The organism is Mycobacterium kiyosense, assembly GCA_021654635.1.
Taxonomy (GTDB): domain Bacteria; phylum Actinomycetota; class Actinomycetes; order Mycobacteriales; family Mycobacteriaceae; genus Mycobacterium; species Mycobacterium kiyosense.
On sequence record AP025179.1, the window covers coordinates 3,026,346 to 3,043,903 of the forward strand.

The 17,558-nt window shown below is 68.7% G+C and carries 11 protein-coding genes and 4 pseudogenes; 10 read left to right on the plus strand and 5 right to left on the minus strand.

Going from position 1 to position 17,558, the window contains the following annotated elements:
• Positions 1–77: 77 nt before the first annotated feature.
• The 4 pseudogenes from L6444_RS14370 to modA all read right to left on the minus strand — a co-directional run bounded on the left by L6444_RS14370 (position 78) and on the right by modA (position 4,061).
• Positions 78–1,309: pseudogene (locus L6444_RS14370) on the minus strand (alanine and proline-rich secreted protein Apa).
• An 88-nt stretch (positions 1,310–1,397) separates the two neighbouring features.
• A pseudogene (locus tag L6444_RS14375) lies at positions 1,398–2,491 on the minus strand (sulfate/molybdate ABC transporter ATP-binding protein).
• 6 nt (positions 2,492–2,497) lie between these two features.
• A pseudogene (locus tag L6444_RS14380) lies at positions 2,498–3,295 on the minus strand (ABC transporter permease).
• 9 nt (positions 3,296–3,304) lie between these two features.
• A pseudogene (gene modA / locus L6444_RS14385) lies at positions 3,305–4,061 on the minus strand (molybdate ABC transporter substrate-binding protein).
• Positions 4,062–4,192: 131 nt separating this feature from the next.
• On the opposite strand from modA, the gene L6444_RS14390 reads away from it, so the two are divergent.
• From L6444_RS14390 to L6444_RS14400, 3 genes are all read left to right on the plus strand, one after another.
• Positions 4,193–4,870, plus strand: coding sequence for an SDR family oxidoreductase (locus L6444_RS14390; RefSeq protein ID WP_236983584.1), 678 nt, complete (start codon positions 4,193–4,195; stop codon positions 4,868–4,870).
• 41 nt (positions 4,871–4,911) lie between these two features.
• Positions 4,912–5,832, plus strand: a complete 921-nt coding sequence (locus L6444_RS14395) for an LLM class F420-dependent oxidoreductase (RefSeq protein ID WP_236983585.1) — start codon at positions 4,912–4,914, stop codon at positions 5,830–5,832.
• 149 nt (positions 5,833–5,981) lie between these two features.
• Complete coding sequence (locus L6444_RS14400; RefSeq protein ID WP_236983587.1) at positions 5,982–7,382, plus strand: NAD(P)/FAD-dependent oxidoreductase; 1,401 nt, start codon at positions 5,982–5,984, stop codon at positions 7,380–7,382.
• A 10-nt stretch (positions 7,383–7,392) separates the two neighbouring features.
• Here L6444_RS14400 and L6444_RS14405 read toward each other — a convergent pair whose 3' ends face one another.
• Entirely contained in the window at positions 7,393–7,815 is a 423-nt protein-coding gene (locus tag L6444_RS14405) for a PaaI family thioesterase (protein WP_236983589.1), read from the minus strand.
• 377 nt (positions 7,816–8,192) lie between these two features.
• Between L6444_RS14405 and L6444_RS14410 the strand changes: the two genes are divergently transcribed.
• The 7 genes from L6444_RS14410 (at position 8,193) to L6444_RS14440 (ending at position 17,509) form a co-directional block, all read left to right on the plus strand.
• Entirely contained in the window at positions 8,193–8,609 is a 417-nt protein-coding gene (locus L6444_RS14410; RefSeq protein WP_236983591.1) for a BlaI/MecI/CopY family transcriptional regulator, read from the plus strand.
• 14 nt (positions 8,610–8,623) lie between these two features.
• Positions 8,624–9,574, plus strand: a complete 951-nt coding sequence (locus L6444_RS14415) for a M56 family metallopeptidase (protein WP_236983593.1) — start codon at positions 8,624–8,626, stop codon at positions 9,572–9,574.
• Between the two features lie 107 nt (positions 9,575–9,681).
• Positions 9,682–11,139 (plus strand): NADP-dependent phosphogluconate dehydrogenase, encoded by a 1,458-nt coding sequence (gene gndA, locus L6444_RS14420; RefSeq protein ID WP_236983596.1) that lies wholly within the window; start codon positions 9,682–9,684, stop codon positions 11,137–11,139.
• A gap of 12 nt (positions 11,140–11,151) precedes the next feature.
• Positions 11,152–12,588: a GuaB1 family IMP dehydrogenase-related protein gene (locus L6444_RS14425; protein WP_236983597.1), complete on the plus strand. Its 1,437-nt coding sequence runs from the start codon at positions 11,152–11,154 to the stop codon at positions 12,586–12,588.
• 19 nt (positions 12,589–12,607) lie between these two features.
• Positions 12,608–13,963 carry a hemolysin family protein gene (locus tag L6444_RS14430; RefSeq protein WP_236983599.1) on the plus strand — a complete coding sequence of 452 codons (1,356 nt, stop codon included), beginning with the start codon at positions 12,608–12,610 and terminating at the stop codon, positions 13,961–13,963.
• On the plus strand, positions 13,960–15,057 hold the full coding sequence (locus tag L6444_RS14435; RefSeq protein ID WP_236983602.1) for a hemolysin family protein: 1,098 nt from the start codon (positions 13,960–13,962) through the stop codon (positions 15,055–15,057). Before L6444_RS14430 ends, L6444_RS14435 begins: the two co-directional genes overlap by 4 nt.
• Before the next feature lie 262 nt (positions 15,058–15,319).
• Positions 15,320–17,509, plus strand: a complete 2,190-nt coding sequence (locus tag L6444_RS14440) for a malate synthase G (protein WP_236983603.1) — start codon at positions 15,320–15,322, stop codon at positions 17,507–17,509.
• Positions 17,510–17,558: the final 49 nt, after the last annotated feature.

A 17,558-nucleotide genomic window follows, 5' to 3' on the forward strand; every position in this document is an offset into this window, starting at 1 on the left:
GGACCGTGATCCCCGGTATACCCCTTCTACGTAACGAATCGAGTGTCGTTTCGGCCGACACCCGAACTCGCTACGGTCTAGGCCGGTTGGCTGCGCTGCGGCGTCTCTGGCGAAGTCCCGGCCGCCGGGGCCTGAGCCGGGGCAGCGGGAGCGGCGGGTGCCGGGGCCGCTGGCGCCGGAGCGGCTGGCGCAGCCGGAGCGGGCACAGCCGGAGCAGCAGGTGCGGGCGCAGCCGGAGCAGCAGGTGCCGGGGCGGCCGGCGCGCCGGGTTCCGGCGCCACCGCGGGTGCCCCCCGGAGCGGGCGCCGGAGCACCCGGTGCCCCCCTCCGGCGCTGGGGCCGCCGGACCCGACCACGGCCGGATCGACTCGGCCAGCGCCTTGGCGGCATTCTTGTCGATCGGATTGTTCGAGGTGCCCAGCCAGACCACGAACCAGCGCTGCGGCGGACCCGTCGGCGGCGTGGCGCCCGCAGCCGTCCCGACCACCCCGGTCCAGATCTGTCCGACCGGCTTGTTGGCGTCGCTGAACTTCACCTCGTAGTACGACGCGCTGCCCGAGATGCCATTGGCGTTGAGCGGCACGGTCTCCTGGTTGATCCGCGTCCCCGGGTAGGGCATGAAGAATTCGCCCATGTCGGAGCCGAGCCGAACCGCCGCCTTGGGGTTGGTGGTTTCGGCGCTGGCGTACAGCTTCTGGTCCAGCCGTCCGAGCACAATCCGGGTGTCGTTGGCGATCGCGGGTGGCTGACCCGGCATCGGCGCGTCACCGGCGGTCTTGCTCAGCAGGGCCGAGCCGTAATCCAGATGGGACGCATCGGACTCCACCCAGCCCGGCGGAACGACGAAGCTGAACCCGCCGACGGCGTTGGTCACCCGCCCGGGTTCCGGCGCGTTCGGGTCGGGTGGCGGTGCGTTCGGGTCCGCCGGCGCCGGCGCCGCAGCGGGGTCGCCCGGCGGAGCGTTGGGAGCTGGGTTGGCAGGGTTCGCCGGTGCCGCCGGGTTCGCGGGGTTGGCCGGGTTCGCCGGCGACGCCGGGTTCGCGGGGTTGGCAGGGTTCGCCGGCGACGCCGGGTTCGCAGGGTTGGCCGGGTTCGCCGGCGCGGGAGCCGCGGGTGACGCGGGCGCCGGAGCGGCCGGAGCTGGTGCAGCGGGTGCGCCGGGCGCGGGTACCGGCGTCGGGGTCTCCGGGTCGGCGCTGGACGCTGCCGGCAATGCAATGGTCACGACGCTGGCGCTGGTCGCCGCGGCGATAGCCAGCGACGCCCACAATCCCTTGCGGCGGGTCGGGTATGGGTCTACCTGATGCATGGCGACGAACCTACCGTGTCAGCGCCCCGAAGCAAGGAAGGCCTGCCCATTCGAACAGGTATGTCTCGCCAGTTCATTCGCCGTTCGTTCACCGTCGGCGACAAGGGTGCAGCGCCACCTCGAGCGCCTTGACGCTGAACCACACCCTCCTACCGGTCGTGAGCTGCAATTCTGCCGCCGCCTCCGCGGTGATGCTGGCGGCCAGGCCGGGAGCGCCGTCGGGTTGGTCGGCCCCGCGGACCAGGACGGCGGCGCCGCGGGTCTCCAGCCCGGCGACCGTCACCTCGACGGTGTTACGCGGGCTGCCGTGCGGCGGTTCCGGGAACACCGACACCGTCGACGGCGCGAACACCGCTACCCCGCCCTGACCTGGGCTGACGCCGTTGTCGATACCGTGCCACACCTGCCCTCCCGGGGTGCGCAGGGCGCCGTCGGTTCCGAGCGTTCCGCTGACCAGGTTCACGCCCGCGATCCGGGCCCCGAAGTTGCTCCTGGGTGCCGCCAGCACCTCGGCGGCCGGACCGATCTCGCTGACCTTGCCGGCCTCCAGCACCAGCACCCGATCGGCGAGGGTGACCACGTCGAGCAAGTCGTGGGTGATCAAGATGACCGCGATGCCGCTGCGGACCACCACATCGCGCAACACCTCGCGGATTGCGGCGGCCGCCGTCACATCGAGGCCGGTCAACGGCTCGTCGAGCAGCAGAGCCTGTGGTTCGGCCGCCAACGCCCGCGCGATCGCGACGCGCTGGGCCTGGCCACCGGACAGCTGCCGGGGCTTGCGATCGGCCAGCGACTCGGCTCCCACCCGGGTCAGCCAGCGCAGTGCGGATTCCCGGGCGCCGCGCCCCCGGAGCGTGCCCGGTCGCGGCAACTCCGCGGGCCGAACGCGACGTTGCCGGACACGCTCAGGTGCGGGAAGAGCAGCGGATCCTGCAGCAGCAGCCCGACCCGGCGGTCGTGGGTGGGCACCGCCACCCCGGCCCGCGTGTCGGTGAGCACCCGGTCTCCCAACCGCACCAGCCCCGCATGGGGTCGGACCAATCCCGCGACGACGTGCAGGGCGGTGGACTTGCCGGCCCCGTTCGGGCCCAGCACCGCCAGCACCTCACCCGCGGCCACCGCGAAGTCCACGTCGACGCACCGGTCGGCCACCACAGCACGCAGCTGCAGATCGCTCATCGCCGGCTACCTCGAGTCCGTCCCGGCCAGACCGCGGGCACCCAGCCCCAGCACCACCACCGCCGCCACCCCCACCAGCACAAGCGACAGGGCCACAGCGGCTTGCGTGTCATTGACCCGCTGCAGGTAGATCTCGAGCGGCAAAGTGCGGGTGACTCCCTGCAACGAGCCGGCAAACGTCAACGTGGCGCCGAACTCGCCCAGCGAGCGGGCGAACGCCAGCACCGCCCCCGACGCCAGCCCCGGCATCAGCAGCGGCAACGTGACCCGCCACCAGATCCGGGTAGGCCGCGCCCCCAGCGTCGCCGCCACCACCTCGTAATCGGCGCCGGCCGTGCGCGCGGCGCCCTCCAGCGAGATCACCAGGAACGGCAGCGAAACGAACGTCTGCGCTATCACCACAGCCGTGGTGCTGAACGCGATGCTGATCCCGGCGCCTTCCAGGTAACGCCCGAGCAGGCCGAGCCGACCGAACGCGTACAGCAGCGCGATGCCCCCCCACCACCGGTGGCAGCACCAGCGGCAGCAGGATCAGCGGCCGCAGCAGGCGCACCGGTCGCAGCCCGCTGCGCGCCAGCACCAGCGCCATCGGCACCCCCACAACAGCACGCACAGAGCGGTGCTGGCGGCCGCCGTCTTCAAGCTCAGCAGCAGTGCCGTCGCAGACGAGTCGCTGCTGATCAGCGACCAGAAATGCGGCCAGTCAACCTTGACGGCGATCGCGAGCAGGGGCAACCCCACGAAAGCCGCTCCCACCGCGGCGGGCAAATATACCCAGCGCGGCAGTTCCGTCGGCGTGTGCACAAGAGTTGGTCAGGGTTTGACGAAGCCGGCTTCGCGCAGGATCTGCTGTCCGGCGTCGCCGGTGACGAGGGCCAGGAATTTTTGTGCCAGCGCGGCCTGCGGCGCCTTCTTCAGCGTCGCGATGGGATACACGTTCACCGCGCCGGCGGCCTCCGGGAACTTGACGGTCGTCACCTTCGCCCCCGCGTTCTGAGCGTCGGTGAGGTACACCAGGGCGGCATCGGCCTGTCCGCTGGTGACCTTGTTGAGCGCGTCGGTCACGCTGAGTTCCTCGCTGACCGGATGCAGGTGCGTTCCGGTGGCGTCTTCGACCCGGGCGGTGGCGGCTCCGCACGGCACCGGACGCTGGCAGACGACCACGTCGAGTCCCGGCGCGGCCAGGTCGCCGAACGAGGCGACGTGTTTCGTTGCCCGGGGCGGTGACGATGACCAACGTGTTGGTGGCGAACGCGACCGGGTCCGCGGCCAGCAGCCCGGCCTTGGCGACCTTGTCCATCTGCGCGGTGTCGGCCGAGGCGAAGACGTCGGCCGTCGCGCCCTGGGTCAACTGGGTGGCCAGGTCGGAGGATCCCGCGAAGTTGAACTTGACGTCCGTCCCGGGGTTGTCGGCCTTGAAACGCGTGCCGATCTGGGTGAACGCCTTGTTCAGCGAGGCGGCCGCGAACACCACGATCGACCGACCCGACGGTGAGCTGGAATGACACGCCGTCACCCCGCCGACGAGCAGTGACGTCACCAACCCGACGACGAACCCGATGCGGCGCACCGGTCCAACTTAGTGCCGACCGAGTGCGGCTGAATAGTTATCGAATTCACCAGCGCGTCGCAGTGCCGTCCGGTTTCGCGGAATAGCTACTGTCCAGTAACATGAACCGCGATTGCCAATACGAGGAGGTCATGGCAGTGGAGGTTGTGGTCACTGGCGCAGACACCGATCTTGGGCGCACGGTAGCGGAGCGTTTCCGCGAGGACGGACACAAGGTCACCCTGGTAGGAGCCCGCGGCGGCGACCTCGAGGTCGTGGCCAAGGAACTCGACGTCGACGCCATCGTCTGCGACACCACCGACCCCGCCAGCCTGCACGAGGCGCGGAGTTTGTTTCCGCACCACCTGGACACCATCGTCAACGTTCCGGCGCCCACCTGGGACGCCGGCGATCCCCGCACCTACTCGCTGTCCGACACCGCCGCCGCATGGCGCCGCACGCTTGACGCCACCGTGCTCTCGGTGGTGCTGACCGTGCAGTGCGTCAGTGAGCTGCTGCGCTCGGGCGGTCACATCATCACCGTGGTGCCCGAAAACCCGGCGACCGGCAGCGTCGACGCCGCGATCAAGGCCGCCCTGTCCAACTGGGTCAGCGGCCAGGCCGAGGTGTACGGCGTCCGCGGCATCACCGTCAACGCCGTCGCGTGCGGTCGCAGCGTGCAGGCCGGCTACGAGGGTCTGTCCCGCACCCCGGAGCCGGTGGCCGCGGAGATCGCCAGGTTGTCGCTGTTTCTGACCACGCCGGCGGCTCGCCACATCACCGGGCAGACGCTGCACGTCAGCCACGGCGCGCTGGCTCAATTCGCCTGAGGCCGCTCGACCCCTGACCCCGGTCGCCTACGGTGGGTTCCGTGGCTATTCGGCTTGGCTTTCAGATTCCCGACTTCTCCTACGGGACGGGCGTGGAAAACCTGTTCCCGACGGTCATCGCGCAAGCGCGCGAGGCTGAAGCGGCGGGCTACGACTCGCTGTTCGTGATGGACCACTTCTACCAATTGCCGATGATCGGCACACCCGACCAGCCCATGCTCGAGGCTTACACCGCACTGGGCGCGCTGGCCACCGCCACCGAACGGCTGCAACTGGGCACCCTGGTCACCGGAAACACCTACCGCAACCCCGCCTTGCTGGCCAAGGTGATCACCACGCTGGACGTGGTGAGCGCCGGCCGGGCGGTTCTCGGCATCGGTGCGGGTTGGTACGAGCTCGAACATCGCCAACTCGGATTCGAATTCGGCACGTTCACCGACCGGTTCAACCGCCTCGAGGAAGCGCTGCAGATCCTGCAGCCGATGATCAAAGGCGAGCGGCCCACCTTCTCCGGCGACTGGTACCGCACCGAGTCGGCGATGGCCGAACCGCGCTACCGCGACCGGGTCCCCGTCCTGATCGGCGGCAGCGGCGAAAAGAAAACCTTCCGACTCGCCGCCCAATACGCCGACCACCTCAACATCATCGCCGCGTTCGACGAACTGCCGCGCAAGATCGACGCGGTCAGGGCGCGCTGCGCGGAGGTGGGCCGCGACCCGGCGACGCTGGAAACCAGCCTGATGCTGACGGTACTGCTCGACGAGAACCTCAAGGCCGATCAGCTGCCGGAGAGCAGGCGCGCCCGGGTGGCCGCCGGAGGTCCCCAGGAGATTGCGGAGCAGGTCAAGACCAAGGTGCTCGACGCCGGGGTGGGCGGCGCGATCATCAACCTGCCCAACGGCCACGTCCCCGGGATGATCACCACCGTGGCCGAGGTGTTGCGACCGCTGTTCGGCGGGTAACCCATATCCGCACCAGGCGGATTTCGCTGACTGTGTCAAAGGGCACAGGCTCGCAGTTGGGTTTGTCGGAGTCGGTTGACTACGCTTGGAATGGTTGATGGCTAACTGCAGTCGCCCGCCCCAGGAGATCCCGTCAGGAGCAGCGCACAATGAGTTCTGAGCACAAAACCACAGTTGAGACTGCCGAAGCGCCCCGTCGCCACCAAGTGGTGATCATCGGGTCGGGGTTCGGCGGCCTCAACGCGGCAAAGAAGCTCAAGCGCGCCGACGTCGACATCAAACTGATTGCGCGGACCACACAGCACCTGTTCCAGCCGTTGCTGTACCAGGTTGCCACCGGGATCCTCTCCGAGGGCGAAATCGCCCCCGCCACCCGGGTGGTGCTGCGCCGGCAGCGCAACGTCGAGGTGCTGCTCGGCAACGTCACCCACATCGACCTGGCCGGCAAGAAGGTGATTTCGGAACTGCTCGGCCATACCTACGAGACGCCCTTCGACAGCTTGATCGTCGCTGCGGGGGCAGGGCAGTCGTATTTCGGCAACGATCATTTCGCCGAGTTCGCGCCCGGCATGAAGTCGATCGACGACGCGCTGGAACTGCGCGGCCGGATTCTGAGCGCTTTCGAGCAGGCCGAACGGTCCAGTGACCCGGAACGCCGCGCCAAGCTGCTGACCTTCACCGTCGTCGGCGCCGGTCCTACCGGCGTGGAGATGGCGGGGCAGATCGCCGAATTGGCCGGGCACACGTTGAAGGGCTCGTTCCGCCACATCGACTCGACGAAGGCCCGGGTGATCCTGCTCGACGCCGCGCCGGCGGTGCTGCCGTCGATGGGTGAGAAGCTGGGCAAGCGCGCCGCGGCCCGGCTGGAGAAGATGGGCGTCGAGATCCAACTGGGCGCGATGGTCACCTCCGTGGACCGCAACGGCATCACGGTCAAGGATTCTGACGGTACCGAGCGGCGCATCGAGTCGGCCTGCAAGGTGTGGTCCGCCGGCGTCCAGGCCAGCGGGTTGGGCCGCGACCTGGCCGAGCAGTCCGACGTCGAACTGGACCGGGCCGGTCGGGTGCAGGTGTTGCCCGACTTGTCGCTGCCCGGCCACCCGAACGTCTTTGTCATCGGCGACATGGCCGCCGTCGACGGGGTGCCCGGCGTGGCGCAGGGTGCGATCCAGGGTGCCAAGTATGTGGCCAGCAACATCAAGTCGGAGCTGGCCGGGGCCGACCCGAGTGAGCGCGAGCCGTTCCAGTACTTCGACAAGGGCTCGATGGCCACGGTGTCCCGGTTCTCGGCGCTGGCCAAGATTGGTCCGCTGGAGTTCAGCGGGTTCATCGCCTGGCTGGCCTGGCTGGTGCTGCACCTGGTCTACCTGGTCGGGTTCAAGACGAAGGTGAGCACGCTGCTGTCGTGGACGGTGACCTTCCTGAGCACTCACCGCGGCCAGCTCGCCATCACCGAACAGCAGGCGTTCGCGCGGACGCGCATCGAACAACTGGCCGAGCTCGCCGCCGAGGCGCACGGATCAGTGGCGGTCGAAAAGGTGGCCAGCTGACCCGTCGGGGTCAGGCTTCCAGATTCTGCAAGCGCACTTGGCCCCGGGCCACCACCCGGCCGCCGTCGTCGGTGAGGGTGACCTGCCACAGCTGCTGGCGGCGTCCGCGGTGTACCGGTTCGGCTTTGCCGTGGACGGTGCCCGAGCCAATGGAACGCAGGAAGTCGGTGTTGTTGTTGACCCCGACGACATTGCCGCCGCCGTGTTCAGCCAGCCAGGCGTAGGCGGCCACGCTGGCCATGCTCTCGACCATCGAGCAGTAGACGCCGCCGTGAACCAGGCCCATCGGCTGCAACAGCTTGGGCTGCACCTCGAGTTCGGCGCGGGCGCCGTCGGCGCTCACTTCGGTGTATCGCAGGCCGAGTTCGCTGTCGAACGGGGCTACGAAATCAGCTGGTAGGGCTGCAGAATCCGGGTCAGGCGCTGATGGCACGCCCTTGTGTTTACACCATCGGGTTTCTGGCCCCGAAGGGTCCCGAAAAATGCAGGCGAGCCCCGTGCACGTGGCACGGGGCTCGCCGATCGAGTAAGACCGGGGGGTCACTGCAGCCCTCAGGACTCCTTCGCGGTCATCTATTCGCTCGACCGGATTTAGCATAGGCAAGGCTGCCCTAATTTTGCAAGCATCGATTGGGTAGTGTTGCCGGTGTGTTCAGCCCCGTCGGCCGTCGTTTCGACCTGCTGTGACGACCGTCACAATGCCGATCGGCTTCCTGGACACGACTACCCGAATGGGACGACACCGGTTTCTTGTTACGACACTCGGTAGTAATCCGGAGTACGCTGATACCAACGCTCAGGAGATGAACTATGGCCAAGCTGACGCGGCTGGGGGACCTGGAACGTGCAGTGATGGACCACTTGTGGTCCGCGCCGGAACCCCAAACCGTTCGCCAGGTGCACGAAGCGTTGTCGGCGCGCCGCGATCTCGCCTACACAACGATCATGACCGTGCTGCAACGGTTGGCGAAGAAGAACCTGGTATCCCAGATTCGCGACGACCGGGCACACCGGTATGCCCCAGTCCACGGCCGTGACGAGCTCGTCGCCGGACTGATGGTCGACGCGCTCGCCCAGGCCGAGGACTCCGGTGGCCGGCAGGCCGCGCTGGTGCATTTCGTCGAAAAAGTCGGAGCCGACGAAGCCGCCGCGCTGCGGCGTGCACTGGCCGAATTGGAAGCCAATCACCGCAATTCGCCATCGGCTGGACCTCCAGCCGACGACTGAGGGAGACTATCGGCGTGTCTGCGCTGGCCTTCACCATTCTTGCGGTGCTGCTGGCTGGCCCGACACCGGCTGTACTGGCTCGCGCCTCCTGGCCGCTGCGTGCCCCGCGGGCCGCGATGGTGCTGTGGCAGGCCATCGCCCTGGCCGCCGTCCTCTCGACGTTCAGCGCCGGCATCGCGATTGCCAGCCGGCTGCTCATGCCCGGCCCGGACGGGCGGCCCACCGCCGGCATCCTCGACGCCGAGGGTCGCCTCGGCTGGCCGCTGTGGGCGGCCTACCTCGCCGTCTTCGCCCTGACCGTCCTGGTCGGCGTGCGACTGGTGGTGGCCGTGGTGCGAGTCGCGATCGCCACGCGACGCCGCCGCGCCCGGCACCGCATGGTCGTCGACCTGGTCGGAGTCGGACGCGACACCGCGCTGGCGCAACCCTGCACCAGGACGCGTGACCTGCGCGTCCTAGACGTCGAACAACCCCTGGCCTACTGCCTGCCCGGCGTGCGAAGCCGCGTGGTGGTCAGCGAAGGCGCGCTGAACACCTTGGCCGACACCGAGGTGACGGCGATTCTGACCCACGAGCGCGCCCACCTGCGGGCCCGGCACGATCTGGTGCTCGAGGCGTTCACCGCGGTGCACGCCGCGTTCCCGCGGCTGGTGCGCAGCGGCAACGCGCTGGGTGCGGTCCAATTGCTGGTGGAGCTACTGGCCGACGACGCCGCGGTGCGCGCCACCGGACGCACTCCCCTGGCCCGGGCGTTGGTGGCCTGCGCGTCCGGTCGGGCGCCGTCCGGCGCACTGGCCGCAGGTGGCCCCAGCACCGTGGTGCGGGTGCGCCGGCTCTCCGGGCGGGGCAACAGCCTGGTGCTGTCGGTGACGGCCTACCTGGCCGCCGCGGCCGTCCTCGTGGTGCCCACCGTCGCGCTGGCGGTGCCCTGGCTGACCGAATTGCACCGGTTGATCAACTTCTGATCCCCAACCGGACACCCGAGCCGCGAGTCCGTTGTGTCAGAGTGGGTTCGACAGCTTTCGGGCAAACCCACCAGGCCCGGTAGTTCACCAAACCTGAGAGGCAGGACATGAGTTCGTCGGACTCGCCCACCGCGACCGCCCAGATCGGAGTCACCGGTTTGGCGGTGATGGGCTCGAACCTGGCCCGCAACTTCGCCCGGCACGGATACACCGTGGCCCTGCACAACCGGTCGGTCGCCAAGACCGACGCGCTTCTGGAAGAACACGGCTCCGACGGCAACTTCGTGCGCAGTGAAACCATCCCCGAATTCCTTGCCGCACTGGAAAAGCCGCGCCGGGTCATCATCATGGTCAAGGCCGGTGACCCCACCGACGCCGTCATCAACGAACTCGCCGACGCCATGGAGGAAGGCGACATCATCATCGACGGCGGCAACGCGCTCTACACCGACACCATCCGTCGGGAGAAGGCGATCCGCGAGCGCGGCCTGCACTTCGTCGGCGCCGGCATCTCCGGTGGCGAGGAAGGCGCGCTCAACGGCCCGTCGATCATGCCGGGCGGCCCGGCCGAGTCGTATGAGTCGCTGGGCCCGCTGCTCGAGGAGATCTCCGCGCACGTCGACGGGGTGCCCTGCTGTACCCACATCGGCCCGGACGGCGCCGGGCACTTCGTCAAGATGGTGCACAACGGTATCGAGTACTCCGACATGCAGCTGATCGGCGAGGCCTATCAGTTGCTGCGCGATGCGCTGGGCAAGTCCGCCGGCGAGATCGCCGACGTGTTCGACGAATGGAACTCCGGCGACCTGGACAGTTTCCTGGTCGAGATCACCGCGCAGGTGTTGCGTCAGACCGACGCCAAGACCGGCAAGCCGCTGGTCGACGTGATCGTCGACGAAGCCGAGCAGAAGGGCACCGGCCGCTGGACGGTGAAGTCGGCGCTGGATCTGGGCGTGCCGGTCACCGGCATCGCCGAGGCGGTGTTCGCCCGCGCGCTGTCGGGTTCGGTGCCCCAGCGCAAGGCCACCACCGGCCTGGCCTCGGGTGACCTCGGCGCCAAGCCGGGCGACCCCGCGCAGTTCACCGAGGACATTCGACAGGCCCTCTACGCCTCGAAGATCATCGCCTACGCCCAGGGCTTCAACCAGATTCAGGCCGGCAGCGCCGAATACGACTGGGGCATCACCCCGGGCGATCTGGCCACCATCTGGCGCGGCGGCTGCATCATCCGGGCCAAGTTCCTCAACCGGATCAAAGACGCGTTCGACGACGACCCCGACCTGCCGACGCTGCTCGTAGCGCCCTACTTCCGCAGCGCCATCGAAGCCGCCATCGACAGCTGGCGCCGGGTCGTGGTAACCGCCACCCAGCTGGGTATCCCCATTCCGGGGTTCTCCTCGGCGCTGTCCTACTACGACGGCCTGCGCACCGAGCGACTGCCCGCCGCCCTGACCCAAGGGCTGCGCGACTTCTTCGGGGCGCACACTTACGGGCGCACCGATGCGGAGCCGGGCAAGAAGTTCCACACCCTGTGGAGCGGAGACCGAAGCGAAGTACCTGCTTAGCGAGCTATCTGAATGAGATTTCTGGACGGGCACCGCCCGGCGTTCGACCTCACCTACAACGACGTGTTCATCGTTCCGAACCGCTCGGAGGTGGCCTCGCGGTTCGACGTGGACCTGTCCACCGCGGACGGCTCCGGAACCACCATCCCGGTGGTGGTCGCCAACATGACCGCGGTGGCGGGACGGCGGATGGCCGAGACGGTGGCCCGCCGCGGCGGCATCGTCATCCTGCCGCAGGATCTGCCGATCCCGGCGGTGCAGCAGATGGTGCAGTTCGTCAAGAGCCGCGACCTGGTCCTGGACACCCCGGTGACGCTGGCGCCCGACGACTCGGTGTCCGACGCGATGGCGCTGATCCACAAGCGCGCCCACGGTGTCGCGGTGGTGGTCTTCGAAGGCCGACCGATCGGCGTGGTGCGCGAGGCGTCGTGCGTCGGCGTGGATCGGTTCACCCGGGTCCGCGACGTCGCGGCCACCGATTTCGTCACCGCGCCGGTGGGCACCGAGCCGCGCAAGATCTATGACCTGCTCGAGCACGCGCCCATCGACGTCGCGGTGGTGACCGCCGGAGACGGCGCGCTGGCCGGCGTACTGACCCGCACCGGGGCCATCCGCACCGGCATCTACAGCCCGGCGATCGACGGCGCCGACCGGCTGCGGATCGGTGCGGCGGTGGGCATCAACGGCGACGCGGCGAGCAAGGCCCAGGCGCTGGCCGAGGCCGGGGTGGACGTGCTGGTCATCGACACCGCCCACGGCCATCAGGTCAAGACACTCGAGGCGATCAGTGCGATCGCCGCGCTGGACCTGGGGGTGCCGTTGGTGGCCGGCAACGTGGTCTCGGCGCAGGGAACCCGGGACCTGATCGAGGCAGGCGCGGGCATCGTCAAGGTCGGGGTTGGCCCCGGCGCCATGTGCACCACCCGGATGATGACCGGAGTCGGCCGGCCACAGTTCTCCGCGGTAGTCGAATGTGCCTCCGCGGCAAGGCAATTGGGTGGCCACGTGTGGGCGGACGGCGGCATCCGGCACCCGCGGGACGTGGCGCTGGCGCTGGCCGCCGGCGCATCCAACGTGATGATCGGCTCGTGGTTCGCCGGCACCTACGAGTCCCCCGGCGACCTGATGCACGATCGCGACGACCAACCGTACAAAGAGAGCTACGGCATGGCATCCAAACGGGCGGTGGCCGCCCGCACCGGCGCCGACAGCCCCTTCGACCGCGCCCGCAAAGCGCTGTTCGAGGAGGGCATCTCGACGTCGCGGATGGGGCTGGACCCCGACCGCGGCGGCGTCGAAGACCTGATCGACCACATCACCTCCGGCGTCCGCAGCACCTGCACCTACGTGGGCGCGGCGAACCTGGAAGAGTTGCACGAGCGAGCGGTGGTCGGCATCCAGTCGGCGGCGGGATTCGCCGAGGGCCACCCCTTGCCCACCGGTTGGTGAAAGGCTCCCGAAACTAGAGATGAACCACTCCAGCACCGTGCTCAGCGTGCTGGCCATTCTGGCGCTCACGTTCGGTACCGCGGTGTTCGTCGCCGCCGAATTCTCCCTGACCGCGCTGGACCGCACCATCGTGGAGGCCAACGCACGCACCGGTTCGCGCCGGGACCGGTTCATCCGCCGAGCCCACCGGCGGCTGTCGTTTCAGCTGTCCGGCGCACAGCTGGGCATCTCCATCACCACCCTGGCCACCGGTTACCTGACCGACCCGCTGGTGGCCAACCTGCCGCATCCATGGTTCGACGCGATCGGAATGTCGGACAAGCTGGCAGACACCATCATGGCGATCCTGGCGCTGCTGGTGGTGACCTCGGTGTCGATGGTGTTCGGTGAGTTGGTCCCGAAGTACCTGGGGGTGGCGCGGCCGCTGCGCACCGCCCGCGCCGTGGTGCTGCCGCAGTGGCTGTTCTCGGTGCTGTTCACGCCGGCGATCCGGCTGACCAACGGAGCCGCCAACTGGATCGTGCGCCGATTCGGCATCGAGCCGGCCGAGGAACTGCGCTCGGCGCGCACGCCTCAGGAACTCGTGTCGCTGGTGCGGACCTCGGCGCGGCGGGGTTCGCTGGACGACGTCACCGCCTCCCTGATGCACCGGTCGCTGCAGTTCGGCACGCTGACGGCCGAGGAGCTGATGACGCCGCGGTCGAAAATCGTCGCCCTGCAGACCGACGACACGGTCGCCGACCTGGTCGCCGCCGTCGCCGACACCGGTTTCTCCCGATTCCCGGTCGTGCAGGGCGACCTCGACGAAACGATCGGCATCGTGCACGTCAAACAGGTCTTCGAGGTGGCGCCCGCCGACCGGGCCACCACCTTGCTGACGACGGTCGCCAAACCGGTCGCGGTGGTGCCGTCGACCCTCGACGGTGACGCGGTGATGGCCCAGATCCGGGCCAACGCCCTGCAGACGGCCATGGTCGTCGACGAGTACGGCGGCACGGCGGGGATGGTGACCGTAGAAGACCTGATCGAAGAGATCGTCGGCGACGTGCGCGACGAACACGACGACGCGACGCCGGACGTGGTGACCTCCGGCAGCGGCTGGCAGGTGTCGGGTCTGCTGCGCATCGACGAGGTGGAGACCGCCATCGGCTACCGGGCCCCGGAGGGACCCTACGAGACGATCGGCGGGCTGGTGCTGCGCGAACTCGGACACATCCCGGTGGCCGGCGAATCCGTCGACCTGCCCGCGCTGGACCGCGACGGGCTGCCCGAGCAGTCGGTGCGCTGGCGGGCCAAGGTGGTGCAACTGGACGGGCGGCGAATCGACCAGCTCGAACTGAGCGAACTGCCCCGCACGGACGGGGGCGAGCGATGAACCCGGTGCTGGCGGTGGCGTTGGCGCTGCTGCTGATCGCGCTCAACGCGTTCTTCGTGGGGGCCGAGTTCGCGCTGATCTCGGCGCGGCGGGACCGCCTGGAGGCGCTGGCCGAACAGGGCCGCGCCAGCGCGGTGACCGTGATCCGGGCCGGTGAACAACTACCCGCGATGCTGGCCGGCGCCCAGCTGGGCGTCACGGTGGCCTCGCTGTTGCTGGGCCGGATCGCCGAACCGGCGGTGGCCGAAGTGCTGCGCAACTGGTTCGGCATGGCCGGGCTGTATCCCGCGCTGGTGCACACCCTGGCGTTCGTGGTCGCGCTGGCTCTCGTGGTGACGCTGCACGTGCTGCTCGGCGAGATGGTGCCCAAGAACATCGCGTTGGCCGGTCCGGAGCGCACCGCGATGCTGCTGGTCCCGGCGTACCTGCCGTACGTGCGCGCCGCGCGGCCGATCATCGTGCTGTACAACAAGTGCGCGAACGCCATCCTGCGGCTGCTGGGGGTGGAGCCCAAGGACGAACTCGACATCACGGTGTCCACCGTGGAACTGTCCGACATGATCGCCGAGTCGCTGTCCGAAGGCCTGCTCGACGAGGAGGAACACGTCCGGCTGACGCTGGCGCTGCGGGTACGCACCCGGGTGGTCGGCGACGTCGCGGTCCCGCTGGCCAAGGTGCACGCGGTGCCGGTGGCCGCCGAAGGGACGGGACCCACCATCGGTGCGATCGAGCAGGCGCTGGCGCAGACCGGCTACTCACGGTTCCCGGTGGTGAACGGCGCCGGGGATTACATCGGATACCTGCACATCAAGGATGTGCTGGCGCTGGGAACCGACCCGGCGACGGTGATCGACCTGGCGCTGGTGCGCCCGCTGCCGCGGCTGCCGCAGTCGCTCGGCCTGCCCGAGGCGCTGTCCCGGATGCGTCGCAGTAACAGCCACCTGGCCCTGGTCACCACCGATGACGGCGACGACACCGCCAAGAGCACCACCCGTAGCCAGGTGGTGGCGATGGTGGCGCTGGAGGACCTGGTGGAAGATTTGCTCGGCCGCATGCGCGAGGGGGCGCCCGGGTCCGATCAGCGGCCCGTATGATCTTCAGCGGCCGCGGGTACCAGTGCCGAGGGGAACGAATTTCCCGGTGCCCGCCGTTGCCACAAAGCGATTCGCCCGCGGCGACGGCGTTGCTGCGGATGCCGCGTCAGCGCGCCACGACCCGGCGTCACAAGCGGGCCGGGCTAGGATCGTCGGGGCTCGTCAGGCTACCGGTGGGTAGGCTGACGGTAGCTGATCCTGGTCCGACGAGGGTGCGTGCGGGCTGGTGAAGGGCCATAACGGGCCGTTACGGAGGAGAACGATGACTGAGCGTGTTACCCAGGGCAACTTGCGGATTGCCCGGGTGCTGTACGACTTCGTGAACAACGAAGCCCTGCCCGGCACCGGTATCGACCCGGACAGCTTCTGGGCCGGCGTGGACAAGGTGGTGACCGATCTCACCCCGCGTAACCAGGAGCTGCTGGCGATCCGCGACGAGCTGCAGGCCCAGATCGACAAGTGGCACCGGCTGCGGGTGCTCGAGCCGCTCGACCCGGAGGCCTACCGGCAGTTCCTCACCGAGATCGGCTACCTGCTGCCGGAGCCGGACGACTTCACCATCACCACCTCCGGTGTCGACGACGAGATCACCACGACCGCCGGCCCGCAGCTGGTGGTGCCGGTGCTCAACGCGCGGTTCGCGCTCAACGCGGCCAACGCCCGCTGGGGTTCGCTGTACGACGCCCTGTACGGCACCGACGTCATTCCCGAGGACGACGGCGCCGAGAAGGGCTCGGGGTACAACAAGGTGCGCGGCGACAAGGTGATCGCCTACGCGCGTGATTTCCTGGACGGCGCGGTTCCGCTGGCGTCGGGATCCTGGGCGAACGCGGGTGGACTGAGCATCGTCGACGGCGCGCTACAGATCGAGGTCGGCGGTCAAACCACCGGGTTGGCCAGTCCGGAGAAGTTCGTCGGATACAGCGGCGAACTCGGCGCACCCGACTGGTCGGTGCTGTTGGTCAACAACGGCCTGCACATCGAGATCCTGGTCGACCCCGAGTCGCCGATCGGCAAGACCGACGCCGCCGGCATCAAGGACGTGGTGCTCGAATCGGCGATCACCACCATCATGGACTTCGAGGACTCGGTGGCCGCGGTCGACGCCGACGACAAGGTGCTCGGCTACCGCAATTGGCTCGGGCTCAACAAGGGTGACCTGGCCGAAGAGGTCAGCAAGGACGGCAAGTCGTTCACCCGCAAGCTCAACGCCGACCGCACCTACACCCGCCCCGGCGGCGACGGGGAACTGACCCTGCCCGGGCGCAGCCTGATGTTCGTGCGCAACGTCGGACATCTGATGACCAACGACGCGATCGTGGACGCCGACGGCAACGAGGTCCCCGAGGGCATCCAGGACGCCCTGTTCACCGGATTGACCGCCATCCATGGCTTGAAGAGCACCGATGACAACGGTCCGCTGATCAACAGCCGTACCGGCTCGGTGTACATCGTCAAGCCGAAGATGCACGGCCCCGAAGAGGTCGCGTTCACCTGCGAGCTGTTCAGCCGGGTGGAGGACGTCCTGGGGCTGCCGCAGTCCACCCTCAAGGTCGGCATCATGGACGAGGAGCGCCGCACCACGGTCAACCTCAAGGCGTGCATCAAGGCGGCGGCCGACCGCGTCGTATTCATCAACACCGGCTTCCTGGACCGCACCGGTGACGAGATCCACACCTCGATGGAGGCGGGTCCAATGATCCGCAAGGGTGCGATGAAGAACACCACCTGGATCAAGGCCTACGAGGACGCCAACGTCGACACCGGCCTGGCCGCCGGTTTCGCCGGCAAGGCCCAGATCGGCAAGGGCATGTGGGCGATGACCGAGCTGATGGCCGACATGGTGGAGCAGAAGATCGGCCAGCCCAAAGCCGGCGCCACCACCGCGTGGGTGCCGTCTCCGACGGCGGCGACGCTGCACGCCATGCACTACCACCAGGTCGACGTGTTCGCGGTGCAGAAGGAACTCGAAGGCAAGCGGCGCACCACCATCGAGGAACTGCTGACCGTCCCGCTGGCCAAAGAGCTGGCCTGGGCGCCGGAGGAGATCCGCGAGGAGGTCGACAACAACTGCCAGTCCATCCTCGGTTATGTGGTGCGCTGGATCGACCAGGGCGTGGGTTGTTCGAAAGTGCCCGACATCCACAATGTGGCCCTGATGGAGGACCGCGCGACGCTGCGCATCTCCAGCCAGCTGCTGGCCAACTGGCTGCGGCACGGCGTGATCACCGCCGAGGATGTGCGCGCCAGCCTGGAACGGATGGCGCCGCTGGTCGACAAGCAGAACGAGGGCGACGCGGCGTACCTTCCGATGGCGCCGAACTTCGACGACAGCATCGCCTTCCTGGCGGCGCAGGAGCTGATCCTGTCCGGCGGCCAGCAGCCCAACGGCTACACCGAGCCGATCCTGCACCGCCGTCGTCGGGAATTCAAAGCTCGCGCCGGCGTGTAGCCAGCCCGCCGACCGGCGGCAACCTGCACACGATTTCACGGAGAGGACG